This is a genomic window from Aquimarina megaterium XH134, assembly GCF_000520975.1.
Taxonomy (GTDB): domain Bacteria; phylum Bacteroidota; class Bacteroidia; order Flavobacteriales; family Flavobacteriaceae; genus Aquimarina; species Aquimarina megaterium.
In genome coordinates, this window is sequence record NZ_JACB01000001.1 from 256,049 (window position 1) to 271,795 (window position 15,747).

General features: G+C 32.6%; 15 protein-coding genes. 13 read left to right on the plus strand and 2 right to left on the minus strand.

The window, feature by feature from the left end; genetic code table 11:
- Positions 1-1,022 precede the first annotated feature (1,022 nt).
- The 9 genes from Z053_RS30635 (at position 1,023) to Z053_RS0101075 (ending at position 10,372) form a co-directional block, all read left to right on the plus strand.
- Entirely contained in the window at positions 1,023-1,331 is a 309-nt protein-coding gene (locus Z053_RS30635; protein WP_081748192.1) for a type IV toxin-antitoxin system AbiEi family antitoxin, read from the plus strand.
- Complete coding sequence (locus Z053_RS0101040; protein WP_025663174.1) at positions 1,306-1,578, plus strand: hypothetical protein; 273 nt, start codon at positions 1,306-1,308, stop codon at positions 1,576-1,578. The genes Z053_RS30635 and Z053_RS0101040 overlap by 26 nt, the downstream gene beginning before the upstream one ends.
- 99 nt (positions 1,579-1,677) lie before the next feature.
- Complete coding sequence (locus tag Z053_RS0101045) at positions 1,678-2,151, plus strand: hypothetical protein (RefSeq protein ID WP_025663175.1); 474 nt, start codon at positions 1,678-1,680, stop codon at positions 2,149-2,151.
- A gap of 104 nt (positions 2,152-2,255) precedes the next feature.
- Entirely contained in the window at positions 2,256-3,500 is a 1,245-nt protein-coding gene (locus Z053_RS0101050) for a glycosyltransferase (protein WP_025663176.1), read from the plus strand.
- Positions 3,501-3,502: 2 nt separating this feature from the next.
- Positions 3,503-5,257, plus strand: coding sequence for a helix-turn-helix domain-containing protein (locus tag Z053_RS0101055; RefSeq protein WP_025663177.1), 1,755 nt, complete (start codon positions 3,503-3,505; stop codon positions 5,255-5,257).
- A 228-nt stretch (positions 5,258-5,485) separates the two neighbouring features.
- A complete protein-coding gene (locus Z053_RS0101060; protein ID WP_025663178.1) occupies positions 5,486-6,574 on the plus strand; it encodes a hypothetical protein in 1,089 nt (362 codons plus the stop codon).
- Entirely contained in the window at positions 6,571-8,730 is a 2,160-nt protein-coding gene (locus Z053_RS0101065) for a hypothetical protein (RefSeq protein ID WP_025663179.1), read from the plus strand. Before Z053_RS0101060 ends, Z053_RS0101065 begins: the two co-directional genes overlap by 4 nt.
- Positions 8,731-8,741: 11 nt before the next feature.
- A complete protein-coding gene (locus tag Z053_RS0101070) occupies positions 8,742-9,071 on the plus strand; it encodes a CU044_2847 family protein (RefSeq protein WP_035094582.1) in 330 nt (109 codons plus the stop codon).
- Positions 9,072-9,118: 47 nt separating this feature from the next.
- On the plus strand, positions 9,119-10,372 hold the full coding sequence (locus tag Z053_RS0101075) for an Mbeg1-like protein (protein WP_025663181.1): 1,254 nt from the start codon (positions 9,119-9,121) through the stop codon (positions 10,370-10,372).
- Between the two features lie 176 nt (positions 10,373-10,548).
- Here the strand turns inward: Z053_RS0101075 and Z053_RS31255 are convergent, their stop codons facing one another.
- Both Z053_RS31255 and Z053_RS32170 read right to left on the minus strand, forming a co-directional pair.
- Positions 10,549-10,695, minus strand: a complete 147-nt coding sequence (locus tag Z053_RS31255) for a hypothetical protein (protein ID WP_160170034.1) — start codon at positions 10,693-10,695, stop codon at positions 10,549-10,551.
- A 41-nt stretch (positions 10,696-10,736) separates the two neighbouring features.
- Positions 10,737-11,063: a tyrosine-type recombinase/integrase gene (locus Z053_RS32170; RefSeq protein ID WP_035094584.1), complete on the minus strand. Its 327-nt coding sequence runs from the start codon at positions 11,061-11,063 to the stop codon at positions 10,737-10,739.
- A gap of 465 nt (positions 11,064-11,528) precedes the next feature.
- Between Z053_RS32170 and Z053_RS0101090 the strand changes: the two genes are divergently transcribed.
- From Z053_RS0101090 to Z053_RS0101105, 4 genes are all read left to right on the plus strand, one after another.
- Complete coding sequence (locus Z053_RS0101090; RefSeq protein ID WP_025663183.1) at positions 11,529-12,068, plus strand: hypothetical protein; 540 nt, start codon at positions 11,529-11,531, stop codon at positions 12,066-12,068.
- Positions 12,069-12,101: 33 nt separating this feature from the next.
- The gene (locus Z053_RS0101095) at positions 12,102-13,907 is read left to right on the plus strand and encodes a sensor histidine kinase (RefSeq protein ID WP_152538236.1); all 1,806 of its coding nucleotides are present in this window, start codon (positions 12,102-12,104) and stop codon (positions 13,905-13,907) included.
- The gene (locus Z053_RS0101100; RefSeq protein WP_025663185.1) at positions 13,904-14,536 is read left to right on the plus strand and encodes a response regulator; all 633 of its coding nucleotides are present in this window, start codon (positions 13,904-13,906) and stop codon (positions 14,534-14,536) included. The genes Z053_RS0101095 and Z053_RS0101100 overlap by 4 nt, the downstream gene beginning before the upstream one ends.
- Positions 14,537-14,630: 94 nt before the next feature.
- Complete coding sequence (locus tag Z053_RS0101105) at positions 14,631-15,734, plus strand: trypsin-like serine peptidase (protein ID WP_025663186.1); 1,104 nt, start codon at positions 14,631-14,633, stop codon at positions 15,732-15,734.
- The last annotated feature ends 13 nt before the right edge of the window (positions 15,735-15,747 follow it).

A 15,747-nucleotide genomic window follows, 5' to 3' on the forward strand; every position in this document is an offset into this window, starting at 1 on the left:
CAGACTTTACAACCTCCTAATTAACTAAAAAACTATTAGTCTAACCTAAGTATAGGAGTTTTCTTACTTTTCTATATTAATATCTAAAATATAAAAAAATAATAAAACCACTATACGATTAGTTTTTTTAAACTTATAAATATGTTATTAAAAAATAAATTATAATGGTTTTAGCATTACCACATCACAGTAATTCTTTCAGATACCTCACCTGACGATCACGATTTATTTAATCGAAATATACAAGTTTTTTCAAAGTTTACTCACTGCCTCAAAAAAGTGTTAACTAAATAAAAATCAGTAAATCAAAAAACACTCACAGCATAAAATACTACTCTCGATTAAAAAATGGAGAATAAAAATATAAGTTGAGAAATAAATTATTTAGAGTGTTTTCTGGAGAACTTTATGAAAACCATACTCTAATACCATGCTCCAGTATTTACAAAAAGGAGTCAATTTCTTTGTATAAACCATAATAATCACCTCAAATTGACATGCTTATCTAGTATCGGAAACAGTATCAACTTCTTCACTACACACTACACTTCGTCGTTGGATCTTAATGAAGAGTTTGCACAAAGAAAATCATAAAGAAAGAGCTTCGTGAGAATCAAGTAAACTATTTAGAAGGTAACGGAAATGTTTATATCAATCAAAATAATATATTTCTATATATAGATACAAATAAGACGATCAGAACCCAAAAAGGAAAAAGAAATAGGGCATATACTAAAACAGGTCTTAAAGTCATATTTCATTTTTTACTAAACCCTCAACTAATTAATAATACACAAAGAGAAATTGCTTAGATTACGAATGTGGTTTTGGGAAATATTCCACTAATTATAAATGGATTGCTCGACACGAACTTTATATTAAAATTAAATAAGAATGAATATATAATAAACAATTACGAAGAACTTCTCAATAAATGGATTACAGAATTTGAACAAACGTTAAAACCTACCATTTTTAAGTAACGTTTTAGGTTTCAGAATGAAAATCAGGATTGGAGAGAGATACAGCTCAACCAAAATAGAACAGTTTGGGGAGGTGAACCTGCTGGTGAAATACTAACTCGTCATTTACGTCCAGAAAAATTTATTATATACACTGAAGAAACCGTAAAAGATTTGATGCTCAACTATAGATTAATGCCAGACGATGAAGGCGATATTTGGGTGTACGACCTTTTTTGGAACAAAAAGCTAAACGAACATATAGCACCCGCTGCATTAGTTTATACAGAATTAATGATTGGTAATGACAAAAGAAATAAAGAAACTGCAAACATAATTTTCAATGAGTACATCAAACCAAACCTATAAGGAATTAGCAATACCTTATTTTAAAGAAGTTTTTGATTGTATCGATGATGTCTTGGTAAAACTAAACATACCATACTATCTCATTGGAGCCAGCGCAGTCGCTTTAGAATTATTGAAAGGAGGCATTAAACCAAGCAGAGGAACAAAAGATATTGACTTTGCGATAATGATATCCTCAATAAAAGAGTTTGAAGCTGTAGTTGAAGAACTGCTCAAACACGGGTTTAACAAAGTAGAAACGCCTTGAACTCTATATCACGACAAATTCAATATTGCCATTGACCTATTACCTTTTGGAGAAATTGAAGAAAAATTCACCATACAATTCAATGAGCGTTATACCGATTTGCACGTTTTAGGTTTTAGCGAAGTCCTACAAGAAACAGAAATTATAGAAATCGAAGAAAAGTCGTTGCAAATTCCGTCACTTCTAGGAATGGTTATTTTAAAATTAATTGCCTGGAGCGACAGACCAGAAGACCGAGATAACGACCTGTATGATATTTTGAAGATTATAGAGCATTATTTCGATTATAATTTTGATGAAATCGTTGAACACCATAATGACACCTTCCCTGAAGAAGATGATTTAGACCAACATAAAATCGCAGCAAGAGTGTTAGGCAGAAAGGCAAGTCAGTTCTTAAATATTTCTGAAGCTATAAAAGAACGTATTTTAAACACTATTAATGACAATGTAGACAATACTAAAAACTCAGCAATTGCTAAAGATTGGGTAAAAAATAAAGATTGGGATTTAGAGTATACTACGCAAATACTTAAAGAGTTTAAATATGGCTTGTTGGATAAGTTAGAATAAAACTATCTTTTTGTTTTCTTAATTTCAATGGACAATTGTCATCTTGGATTAAAAGCATTTCATTTTTTACAAAAATCTTATTTTTGCCTGTAAATGAATAGATTATGAGTCAATTCAAAGTACTAATTGTTACAATTCCAGAGCGAGGTCATATAAATCCGTTAATAGGTATTGTGCAATGTCTTCAAAAAATGAATTTGGATATCGCATTCTTTTCGCAGGGAGATATTTCAGATCAATTGAACAAAGCTAATATTAAATGCAAATGCTACACTCCAAAACAAAATTTTGATATACCCAATGACTTAATTGCACATGGTGCAGATTTCTCTAAAAAGATAAAAGATAAGGAATGGATGCAACGATGGATAAAAACTTTACTCATTGATAGTGTTCCTTTTTTGGTGAAGGAATTAGGTGACGTAGTAAATGTATTTGAGCCAGATGTCATAGTTTCTGACCCTATGGTATATGCAACAGCAATAGTAGCAGAAAAAGTAGATATTCCCTGGGCAGGTATTTCCAATTCGTTAAATCCGCTTACTCCAAAATCATGGAAAAGCGATTTAACGGAGACACTCCATAAATATAAAAATGAACGTTTAACTCTTTTTTCGTCTATTCAAAGAAATATAAAGTTTCGGGTTGCCGATCTAATTTCCCCTTGGCTAAATACCGTATTTACATCTGAAGATTACATTTCAAGAGGCCTAAGTAATAATGACTTTTCTTTCTATGCAGGTACTCCTTTTCCATTAAAAGGAAATAGAGGAGACGAGCCCCCTTTTCCATTTGATCAAATAAATACTACTAAAAAGATTGTGTACATGTCTTTAGGAAGCATGGTATTTTATCACCCTATTTTATTTACCACGATAGCAGAAGCAGTAGAGAAATTAAATGTACAATTAATCCTATCTGTTGGAGATCTGTATTATGAAGATTTTTCAGAAAAGTTTCCAAAAGACAGTATTGTTTTACCTTATGTACCTCAATTAGAAATCTTAAAAAAAGTTGATGTGATGATAAGTCATGGAGGTGCTAACTCTATTTTGGAGTGTTTATCCCATGGGGTTCCGATGGCGTTATTACCTATATGCAATGACCAATTTTTTCAAGCTAAATTTTTAGAAATAGCCAAAACAGGAATTGTACTAGACACTAATAAGCCTGATATAGATGTATACCGATCAAGTTTAATTCAATTATTACAAGAGGATAATATATATCGAAAAAATGCTGAATCCATCAGGAAATCGCTTTATCAATACGAAGGCCCTCAAAAAGTAGCTGATTTGATTCATCAACTATTAGAAAAAAGGCAACCTTTAAAACCACTTGTAGACTAAAAATGATCTACTCCGGCAAGAGTTTTTTAGAAAAAGTAGAGAAGCATATCGCAGCCAATCTAAGTAATGACCAATTTGGTGTGGATGTTCTAGCTGATAAAATGGCGATGAGCCGTTCAAACTTACATAGAAGGCTTAAAAAAACCTGTAATAAAAATAGTAGTCAATATATTCGTGAATACAGACTAGAAGAAGCTAAAAAAATGCTTCTAAATGAAGAAGTTACTGCTTCCGAAGTTTCTTATAAGGTTGGATTTGGGAGCCCTTCTTATTTTAGCAAATGTTTCACTTCCTATTTCGGTTATCCGCCTAGTAAAATTGCACTTAATGACAATATAACTCTATTTGATAAGACACTTAAAAAAGGAACATCCATCATGGTACTCCCTTTTAAAAATCACAGTCCAAATAGTGAAAACGAATATTTAGTCTATGGTTTAGCAGATTCAATGAGTAGGTATCTTTCTACCATTGATGATCTCAATGTAATATCATCTTCTTTACTTCATAATAGTACTTCGATTGATATCATTAGAGAAAAGTACAATGTTGCTAGTATTATTGAAGGAAGTATACAGCAATATAATGATGTATTACGAATAGAAGTAAAATTATTGGACACCTCAGATGGAAGTCAAATCTGGGTCAAACACTATGATAAAAAACTATCGGATATACTTAAAATTCAAAGTGATATTGGAGAGAATGTTGTCAACAATTTAAAGGCGAATATATCTAAAGAAGAAAAAATATTACTTAAAAAACGTACATCTTATCATCCGGAAGCCTATAATTATTATCTCAAAGGAGTGTATCATATGAATTTTTTCGATGATAAAAAACTAAATAAATCACTCATCTATTTCAATAAAGCAATTACAATAGATACTTCTATTGCTCCTGCATATGCAGCATTAGCTACTATTTATCAAATGAAAGCTTCTGCTTTTTCTGCTACTATTGATAGTAAAGAGGCATTTAATAAAGCAGAACACTATCTGGATACAGCCATAAAACTAGATGAAGATTGGCACTTTAATTTTACGGTAAAAGGTTTTCAATTAGCCTTTTTTCACTGGAATTTTGAAGAAGCTGAGAACTATTACAAGAAAGGATTAAAAGCAAATGAGCCTTTAAATTATATCATGTATCGTGATTTTCTTCAATTTGAAAACAGACACAAAGAAGCTCTTGAAATCTCCTTGTATATTGATAGGAACATGCCGTTTTATCCCAACTCCCCTTTAATATTATCCTATTACTACAATGGAATGTACGAAGAAGGTGAAGCATTTATCGAAGAAAGACTAGAGTCTTTTCCAACACATCCTCTAGTTTACGATAATGCTGGTTTTTTTATGTTAAACGTCGGAAATTATGATAAAGCCATTGAACTCTTTTTAAAACTCATTGAGATAAGTGGCAAACGGTTTCCTAGAATTTTAGCCTGGATGGGAGCCTCATATGCACACAAAGGAAACACTCTAAAAGCTGAAAAAAACCTTAAAGAACTGATTGAATTAAAGAAATCTACAAATATAGGAGCTCCTGCTTTTTTTGCTAGTATTATTGCTACTGCACTTGGTCGAGATGATGACGCATTAGATTTATTAGAACGCTCTATCACAGATCATGAAATGGAAGTGCCTTGGTTGGTAAGTGAGCCTCAATTATTTCCCTTACATCGCAACTCTCGTTTTGATTCCCTTGTTAAAAAAGTAGGGTTTCGAAACTTTGCATATCTTACTAATAGGTAATAATCTAGTAATCGATTTTTTTTTCTTTTTAACGGCACAGCTCTACTACTTACTACAAGGTTAAGAGTGAAATTGCACGAAAATTACAAGTTTCTGCAACATATGTGTTTAAAGGCTTATGTGACTATTTTTGAACTTTGTAAAAAATATTATTCTAAAGTTCAATTGTTTAGTTAAACAATTGATTGTATCCAAAATGATAGGTAAGTTTTATTAATTCAAAGTAATATGAATTTAGATTCCGTATTCCAATTTGTACATGTTAGACCGCCGCTCAAAGAAACCGAAACTAAGGAACGGAAAAAGAAAAAGATTCTTTCTAACAACAATGAATCCGCGCTTATCAAAAACGCGGAAATGAAAACCAAGCAACAGGGTATTCCTTTTGAAAAATCTCGATTACTTGCGGCAAAAGAATTTTACTACTCCGAAGAGTTTCAAAAATTAATCTCCTCGTTAGAAGATGAGGATATTAAATATTCTGAATTAAAGGAACTATTGCAAAACGATAGGTCAGTCGGCAATGATGAATTATTGGAAAATCTTCGTCAAACTTTGACTGGAGGCAACCAAAATGACACTTCCCCGCTTCTCTCTTCAAACCAACAGTTCTACGTAAGCATTTATAATAACCTGTGGGACAGTTTTTACACCATGAAGTTGATGGAAGGAAAGTTTTCTTTATCGTCTTTGAAAAAAATAAGTTTTTGGATAAAAATATATCACCTCCTTTTTTTTGAAAAAAACAAGAAAAAAGTCGCTAATTTGATTGAACATTTTGAAGAGTATCGCCCAATACTCAATATTTTGTTTTACACCCATCCCATGTTGAAGCAAGCCATAAAAAAAGAAGAGCTACGGCAGAAAGACCCTTTAAAAGAACGAAAAGAAAAATTAAAAGCTTTAAAAGAAAACTTGAATGGATTGACCCAAGTGAGGTCTAGATTAGATGCCATCACGAAAGGAAAAATAGACAAAATTATTGCCCCTATAACACCTGAACTTAAAATGGATGTAGATAATTCCACAGTTTTAAATCAGGAAGAATGGGACAAATTCCAAAAAGAAACGGAAGCCTACCAAAAACAATTACGAACAAGTAAGACAATAACCTCTACGGACTTTAGCAAGATTGAAAAGGAACTTATAAAGCAAAACCAACTATTGTCGGGCAATAAGACCAAAACAGAATTACACAACGAATTGACGGATAAGATAGCTACGCTAATGGGCGAAATTGGACGGCTTTCTTTAGTTGAAAGCTTTGAACTTAAAAATGGGCGTTTTGTAAAAACCATTAAAAATATTGAAGTATGATTCCTAAAGTGAAACCTATTGGCATAGGTGAGTTACGTGTTGTAAAGCAGCAATTAAAGGGTTATGAAGATGGTGAGATTGCCCATATTGAAAACATTATGGCCAATGAGTACCGTAAACGCTCACACCGAAGGTTACGCCAAATAGAGGACTTTACCTCTTTTGAAGAAGATCGAGAGCTGGAAAGTGAAAAACACTTAGAGACCACGGAACGTTTCGAATTACAGAAAGAGTCTCAAAAAACCATTAAATCAGAAACCAAGTTTGAGGCTGGAGTAGAAGTGTCTGGAGGTTTTGGCCCAGTAAAATTTAGCGCACACGTAGGTTTTTCCACCAGTAGTTCTAGCGAAGAGGTACAAAAAGAAGCTTCTAACTATGCTAAGGAAATCATCCAAAAATCAGTAGAAAAAATAAAGGAAAAGGTAGGTCAAAGCAAGACCAGTAGAATTTTAGAAGAGTTTGAAGAACGCAACGAACATGGCTTTGATAATGTAGGAAATGGTCATGTCATTGGAGAATACCGATGGTTGGATAAAACATACTACACCAAAATAAAGACCTTAAGCAAACGCTTATTTTACGAATTTGTTATTCCTCAACCTTCTATAAACTATTTGTATAAAGATGCACTTAAACAACAACATAAAGATGTTCCTGAAAAACCTGATTTCCCTCAAATACCTATTGGCGATGAAAATGGTTATTTTTTGAGAATGGAGAAATTAAGATTTCCATCTCAAATCACAAGAGAAAATTATCGGGCAATCATGCTGAATGGTTTTATTGCAGCTCCTTCGGTTAAGCCACCACCTCCAAACAAAACAATAATAACAGGACAATTTCAAAAAGATATTTCCCAAAAACAAAATGATGACTCTCATGACTATAGCCTTGTGGGAGAAGTACAGATTCCTAAAGGGTATAAAACTGTCAAAGCATTTTCGAAAATTGGTTTCTTCGGCGACGGTCTTAAAAGAGATATTTTTCAGGTAGTAGTTGGTAATATTGAAAGAAGATATTTTAACAAATATTTACCATCGGAAATAGATTTAAATTCGGTAATGGAATACTCGGTCGGGGGTATTGAAGATAAATTGCCAATTGGAATAAAGTTTAGAAGACCATTAAAACGAACAGAAAGAATAGACCCAAACGATCTATTAAAGGGTACAAAAAACATATACTTTAAAGGACATTACAGTTTGTTCATCAATATACAGGTAGAATGTAGTCTCTCAGCTGAACTCTATGAAAAATGGCAACTCGAAACCTATGATGCCGTGATGCAAGAGTATAATCGCCAACTTTTGGACTATGAAGAAAAAATGGCAGAGTTGGAGATACAAGAAGCTGTATCTATAGGGGGCAATAACCCTGTTATTAATAAGGAAATCATCAAAGATGAACTTAAACGCTCATGCATAGCCTTATGGCTGGGAGACAGTGATTTTGAAAACAATCTTTTAGATACAGATTTAGATCAAGCCAATCAAAATATAGGGCCAAGAATGCGGATTAAAGAAGCGCAAAAAAATGCTCAGTTGATTAAGTTTTTTGAAACAACTTTTGATTGGAAAAATATGACTTACCAGCTCTACTCTTCTTTTTGGAGTACAAATGAGACCCCGTATAATGTAGCTAATGCCCAATTTACCTTTTCAAAATCAGAAATTGATTCATTGACCAGTTCTGACCCTTTATTTGAAGAATTTTTAAAAGCAGGCTCAGCACGAGTATTATTACCCGTAAAATTAGAGGGTACCGCACAAATCATGTTGATGAATATTCTTGGGGTTTATGGATTGGATTTCAGAGAAATATTAAAAACCAACATCAATATTTATGACTACTTAGAATCACTGTTAAATGAAATTGATAAATATGAAACCGCATTGGAAGAGAACGATTCGATGACTCTAGATGAAAGGGAACGAGCAGAAGATTTTCTTCAAGAACTAAGAACCAACGAAAAGTATTATAAAGAACTCATGGCTGATTTTGACCGTCCAGCCAATCAAAATTTAATACCAATTCCGTTGCCTGAGAAAGATGAGGATATATCAGCAGATGAAGATCATGATTTTCTAGTACGTGTTCCTACCAATTTAATAAGACTTAAAAGAGAAGAATCAAACTCAGACCATGACACTAACTAAAATCTATAACCATGCCTGAATACAAAACCTTTAATACACCCAACGACTCCATCAATATGGAGGTAGTCAAAATAGATACAAATACGGCATCTTCAGGTATTAGTTTTAACCTTGAAAATGCCTTTGGCACCATTAAACAAGTCTCCCAAATGATGAGCAATGGCATGGGCAAACTACCAAAATCGGAAACGCCCTCTGAAGTTGAAGTCAGCTTTTACATTCAGGCTTTGGATGACGACAACATGGCTATTTCTTCCAATGGTACGGGCAACTTTCAGGTGAAGTTGAAGTGGGGCGGTGTTGGTGGTGAGTTTGGGGATGTTTTGGATTTGAATCAATAGTGATTCTATAAAGATTCTGTATAAGTCATTTGCTAAACATTTATCTAATGGGAAAATATAAATATATTGAAGGAACTTCTCTGCCTATTGAAAAAATTTGGAAACAGGACATTGCGCTAGAGGTGATGGCCCACAATCTCGTTTATCTTTCCCCTAAAGATAAAAATGATAAGAAAAAAATACAGAATATAAAAGGCGAATATGGTTTATCTAAAGTAACTTTCTTCAAAGGCAAAGAAGGATTTGAAATGGTTGGAATAAGACCGGGACCAAGTTCAGATATTAACGTCAATGTTATTGCGTTTAGAGGAACTGAACCAAGCATTTCTGATATAAAGTCAGATATCAATAAAAGGTCAGTAGGTAAAATCCAATATGATAAAAATGAAAATGAGATAAAAAAATGGGTGAAAAACCTCGGTAGTAAGGGCATAATTCTGACAGGTCACAGTTTAGGGGGCGCATTGGCACAGTTAACAGCTTCCTTGTTACCCATCGAACTATATCAAAATATTGATCAAATAGTGACTTTTCAATCTCCAGGAATTCATTTCTCTGATTTAGACCCCAAGAAAGATTATATCTCAGTCCATTATAGAATGAAAGATGCTTTAGTTGATAAAGCTGGGTACGTATTTACCTCTGGAATTGCTTATACTTTAAATTTCTTAATTATTGACCGCGAATTTGATCATGAATTCAAGTTTGTATCCCCTATGTTTGATGCAATCATTGCGCATACTTATTTCCCATTGAGTAGATTACATGCTTACGCCTCTAATAAGAGTGTAGATATTAATCAACTGGTTAACTCTAGAAATATTGACAAGTCGGAAAAAAGAACTATAGAAGAAATAAGACCTCTTATATACACAATGATCATAACCGCACTGGATTTAATAGAAGCATCACAAATAAATAATCTTAATAAGTTATTTATTTCGATGGTTAAATATTATAAGGAAATAGAGAACACAATAAAAACGATGAATAAAATTTTGAACAAAAAATCAATAAAAAACACAAGTTCCATAGAGAAAGTATTTTTATCAGAAATTCTGCTTCATTTGTTTTATTTTCTAAATGCTACTGGAAAGTATAAGTTTACCTTTCAATATCAAATTAATAGGCTATTCGTAAAAAGAAAACTTGAAACAATAATTATGTCTTTAACACATCATGAGTTTTCTTTTTTCTTTCATAAAATCAATCAAATTAATGTGTTTCCAAGTCAAAAACAAAAAAATGCACAATTGTTAGGGCCTATAGTAAGAAATGCCAAAAGAGTCCTAAAATTGTAAGGTAAAATTAATGAACTATATAAGTTTATTATGAGCAAAAGTTATCAGACAAATAACTACCAAATTAAATATAATCATGTAGTATAAAAATCACTTATTTTTAGATAGCACCGAAAAGAAAATATCACTATTCCCAAAGCCGACTTGCAATTTCTCGCTCTTCCATACCAGTATATTTAAGTAGATTTCAGTAGTTTCCAATGTGGCAGACCCAACCATTTTTTAACTAAGGTAATTGGGGCTTTACTCACCGCATAAACTGCAAAATCATGGCATAATCCTCGTGCACAACTTCTCTCCCAGTTTATGTTGGCTTTATCCATTAGTTTTTTAATCGTCTTGAAGCCGTGCGAAGTGAAAATGACTATAAGTTCTTTCCATCTTTCAAACTAGTTATATAGTCTTCAAGTTCTCTCAAAAAACAATTCGGTATTGGGATTTCAAGATATACACCTCGCTGTCGTCTCTTTAAGGCTTCAATCACGACCGTTTTGTTAGAAAAATCAATACTTTCTACTGTTAGATTGTATATTTCGCTCAATCGAGCACTTGTGTAATAAATAAGCTGACCAAAAAATTTGGTATCTCTTTGACACTCTTGGGTTAAAGTCAAAAAACGTAAACTCTCTGTGTGGTTTAGGTATTTACGCTGACCCTGCCCGTTATGCAATGACATTGTATTTCGACACATAGCATCTCCGTCTTCATTAACAATGTAGCTATCTAATTATTAGATATTTTAGAACAAATATTCTCTTTAGATTAACCAGTATTTTTACCTAAACACAACATTTAGGCATGATCCTTGATCCCTACTAATCCTCTGTTTCACAGAAAACATGAAAAAAGCCCTCACATTTCTGTGAAGGCTTGATTTTACTAGTAGCGGGAACAGGACTCGAACCTGTGACCTTCGGGTTATGAGCCATTTCGGTTGCACTAAAACCACACTGATTATCATTGTTTTAACTTTTATGAAGTACCTAAAAACTTGCAAACACCTACAAATGGGTACTTAAAATAGGTACTTTTTTATAAAGTACCTATTTGTAATTTCAAACTTCAATAAGCTCCACTCAAGATTTACCCTCACCAAGGTATGTTTTGCAAAGCTCATAAAATTTAGTTTTGAGGTATAATTTATAATCATAAGATCATGAAAGAAATGACACCTTTAAAAACCTCAGAACACAAACAAACATTTTACAGCAGAGGAACCTATTGTACTAAGAATAATGCAATTGAAATAGCTACTGAAATTCCAATCATTGATTTATCTGAATCGGAAAATGTATATAGTCTCAAACTTAGAAATTGTTATGATATTTCAAGTAAAAACATTTCTTGCATGCTTACAATCTATAAGCATGGACATCCAACAGATCGTAGAAAACTAGCTACTGAGAATTTAGATTGGGATAGAGAAACATTATCCCTAGATTCTGTTTTTAATCATACACGTTTCCCAAATAATAAAATTTTGGTAATTACAGTTCATGATGAAGATTTTGAAGATTGGCATATTCATATTTATCGTTTTTTTGTTCAACATCATGTTTCTTTTGATACTTCTTTAAAAGACTACGATTATAACCTAAAACTTCTCCAAGATTTTATAGTTGGAAAATCTGTTAATATAACTGAAGAAGAGGAAGAGCCTAGGACAGTTGGTGGAGGTGTATTGGACCCTGCATAAATAGTCGTAAATTAACACTCAAAAATTCAAATTTTGAAATACTTGCTTCTGCTATATTGCTTGTTCTTATCTAATAAAGTCTTTACTCAGGTAAATTCCATAGATTCGCTACTAGCTAGTAAAAATTATACTATTTTTAAACGTGAACTCGCACGATTACACATACCCGGTAAAGACAGTAGCCTACATTGGTATTATCAGGGAAAATTACAACTCAAACAACGCAACATAGCAAAAGCATTTATTTCTCTTAAAAAAGTAGATAGTACTCTACTTCCTCAAACTTATAAAGCGTGGTATTATTATATACTTGCGGATACCTACAGATATAATAATCAAGAAGAAAAAGCCTATGCTCTAAAGCTGAAAGCTCAAAAATTATTCAGTGCAAGCGGAAATATAAAAATGGCAAATGCTATTAATTATGATCTACACTACACTTTAGTTTCTCAAGATTTCTTAGAATATGACGGAGAGTCTTATCTAAAAACGTTTTTCGAAAATGCAAATCAGAATGACAATGCGGAACAATTACTTACTGCACATTTAGGGTTAAGCTTTTTAGGAATTTCTCCTAAAAACACTAAAAATGCTCGTTTTCATTTAAAAAAGGCTAGCCTTTATGCAAATACCATTGGAACCCCAGATGCATTGTACAAATTGCATAATTATAAGGCAGTCTTCTATCAAAGTTATACTGCTGATTTGAAGCAAGTCGGAGTTCATATAGATAGTATGCTATATTATGCCAATATCTTAGATTCTCCAGATCGGATGGAATCTTCTTTGAAAACAAAAGCGTATACATATACATTACAAGGAAATTATAATGAAGCTATCGCTGCCCTTTTAAAGGCAGAAGCCTTACCCATTAAAGAAAATATTTATAATAGAAAAAGAGGATTATATCAATATCTATCCTTGAATTATGAAAATTTAAATGAGATAGATTCAGCTTTTGTATACTATAAAAAAATGGTTGCTTACAGGGATAGTATCAATATTAGTAAACAAAATGCTATCCTAACTCTACTAGAGACTGCAGAATTATCTCAAAAAAATTTAGTATTAGACACTGAACGTATAAGACATAAAAATCGTTCATATTTGGCCATAAGTATTTTAATTGTAGTGGTTATAATAGGCACATTTCTTATAATGTATTATAGGAGTAAAAAACAACTTGCAGAAAAAGAAAAAGAATTGAAAGCAATTGACGCACGCAATGAAGAAAAAGATCGTCAACGACAAAGAATTGCAGGAGAATTGCACGATAATTTAGGAGGATTGATCATAGCAATTCACCAGAGTTTTGATAATATTAAAGCTAGTAAGGATCGTTTTCAAGAAGAAGAAGAGAGTTTAATATCCAAAACAAGAAAATTATTAGATGAAGCCTATCAAAAAGTACGAAATATGGCACATCTGGAAGATTCGGCATCTAGAAATTCTGGTTATTGGGTCGATATCATTAAAGATTTTGCCGCTATCATCAATGAAAGTAATCAATTATCTATTGAAGTACAAAGTCATGGGACTTCCAATATTATTAATATGTCCGTAGAAAACGATTTACGTAGAATGACCACGGAATTGATCACTAATGCTGTAAAACATTCGAAATCCTCAGAGGTCTCAGTAGATATTACAGCCGATGAAAATTCTATAACCATCATCGTAGAAGATAATGGAATTGGGTTGGATACAACGCAAATAAAAAAACAAAAAGGGTTAGGCTTGTATGGTATGGAGAAAAAGGTAGAGGACTTAAAAGGAAAATTATCTATTGATTCTAATCCCAATAAAGGAAGCACATTTATAATAGAGATACCGCTATGATTAACATTGTAATTGCAGAAGACCATAATAGCCTTATAGATGGCATTGATGTTTTTTTCAAATTTGAAAAAGATATTAATATTATTGGCAAAGTAAATGACGGACTTGCTTTATTAGAATTCTTAGAAGAGAGGAATAGACATGTAAATATTGTTATTATTGATATCAGAATGCCAAACGTAGATGGCATTGAAGCCACAAACCAAATCACAGCAAAATATCCGCATATCAAAGTCATTGCGTTTACAATGTTTAGAAAACGAGATTTTGTCAATAAGATGATAGCTGCGGGCGCCAAAGGATATCTACTTAAAAATGCTCGCTTACCTATACTTTTAGAAGCCATTAGAGCAGTATATGCTGGTGAAACTTATTATGATTCTGATTTACCATTAGAAGATGAAAGTTCTACGGCAGAAATAAAAAAAGAAAAACTTCTTACTAAAACGCAAAACCAGATCTTAGAGCTGATAGGTCAGCGAATGAGTAGTCAAGAGATTGCCGATAAACTATTTGTTAGTAAACATACAATATTAACTCATCGTAAAAACATTACAAAGAAATTAAACCTCAAAGGTCGAGATGCCCTATTGAGTTATGTGCTCAATAGAGGTTATGACTTTGACTAAGCACTATTACCTGACTTAGTTAAATATACCTTCACCAAGGTATTGCCATTTTTGTGCCTCTTTACGTACTTGCCATCCTACAAAAACAAGTATAATGGATACACAAAAACAAGCTTCAGAAAACGAAAATTCAGTAAAATCTCCTAAAGAAGTCTTAGCCAATTTAAAGGCATATTATAATAATAAAGAAATTATTCGAAGTATAGAACTTCATGTTGACTTTACCAATGACAAAACCTTCTTTGAAAGCCTACAAACATTTCTAAATGACCATGAGGATAAACATATAATTGATATGCTTTTCAACTCTTCCATTGACGGAATAGCTGAAGAAATAGACTTATACAAGCGTGCAGAACAAAGTATTATAAAAACAGTCGATCGTCCAGTCTTTCTGATTAATAATGATCAAATTGATATTGCGATTACAACATCTTGGGAAAAACACATAGCAGAAAATATAGATACGATTTCAAAAGTGATTCCTGCTGTTGGACGTATTGAAATTACAGGAGATGATAGAAGAAAATGGGCAGGCACAGGATGGCTACTTTATGATACGGATATTATTGTAACGAATAGACATGTAGCACAGCATTTTGCTTCACAAAAAGAAAAAGGAGTATTCCAAATAAAGGAAAGTCATAGAAGGCGTCCATTAGGAGTTAAAATTGATTTTAAAGAAGAGCATGATACTCGTGAAGAACTTGAATTTGACATCAAAGAAGTAATTCACATTACTAAAAAATCAGAATTAGATATTGCTTTGTTACGAGTACAAACTATAAATCATAATGAGCATCAACTACCTGAAGGATTAGAACTTTCTTATACGCCTCCAACATTGAAAGAAGATATTTATGTTGTAGGATATCCAGCTTGTAGTAAAAGTGAAGAATTACGAAATACCTTTTTTAATGGAGTCTCAGGAGTGAAACAGTTTGCACCGGGTGCATTTTTTAGAACATCAATTTCCAATTACATCTACAAACACGATTGTACAACTTGGGGAGGAAATTCAGGTTCACCATTATTAGATTTTAAATCAGGAAAAGTACTGGGAATTCATTATGCAGGAACTTCTGAAGAATACACTGAATTTAGAGCAAACTACGGAGTAAGTGTGGTATTTCTTGTTGAGCTTTTAGAAGAGTTAGGTATTCCATACAACCATAAGATCCATCCAGAAAAAAAATAAGATTCAATTTTTT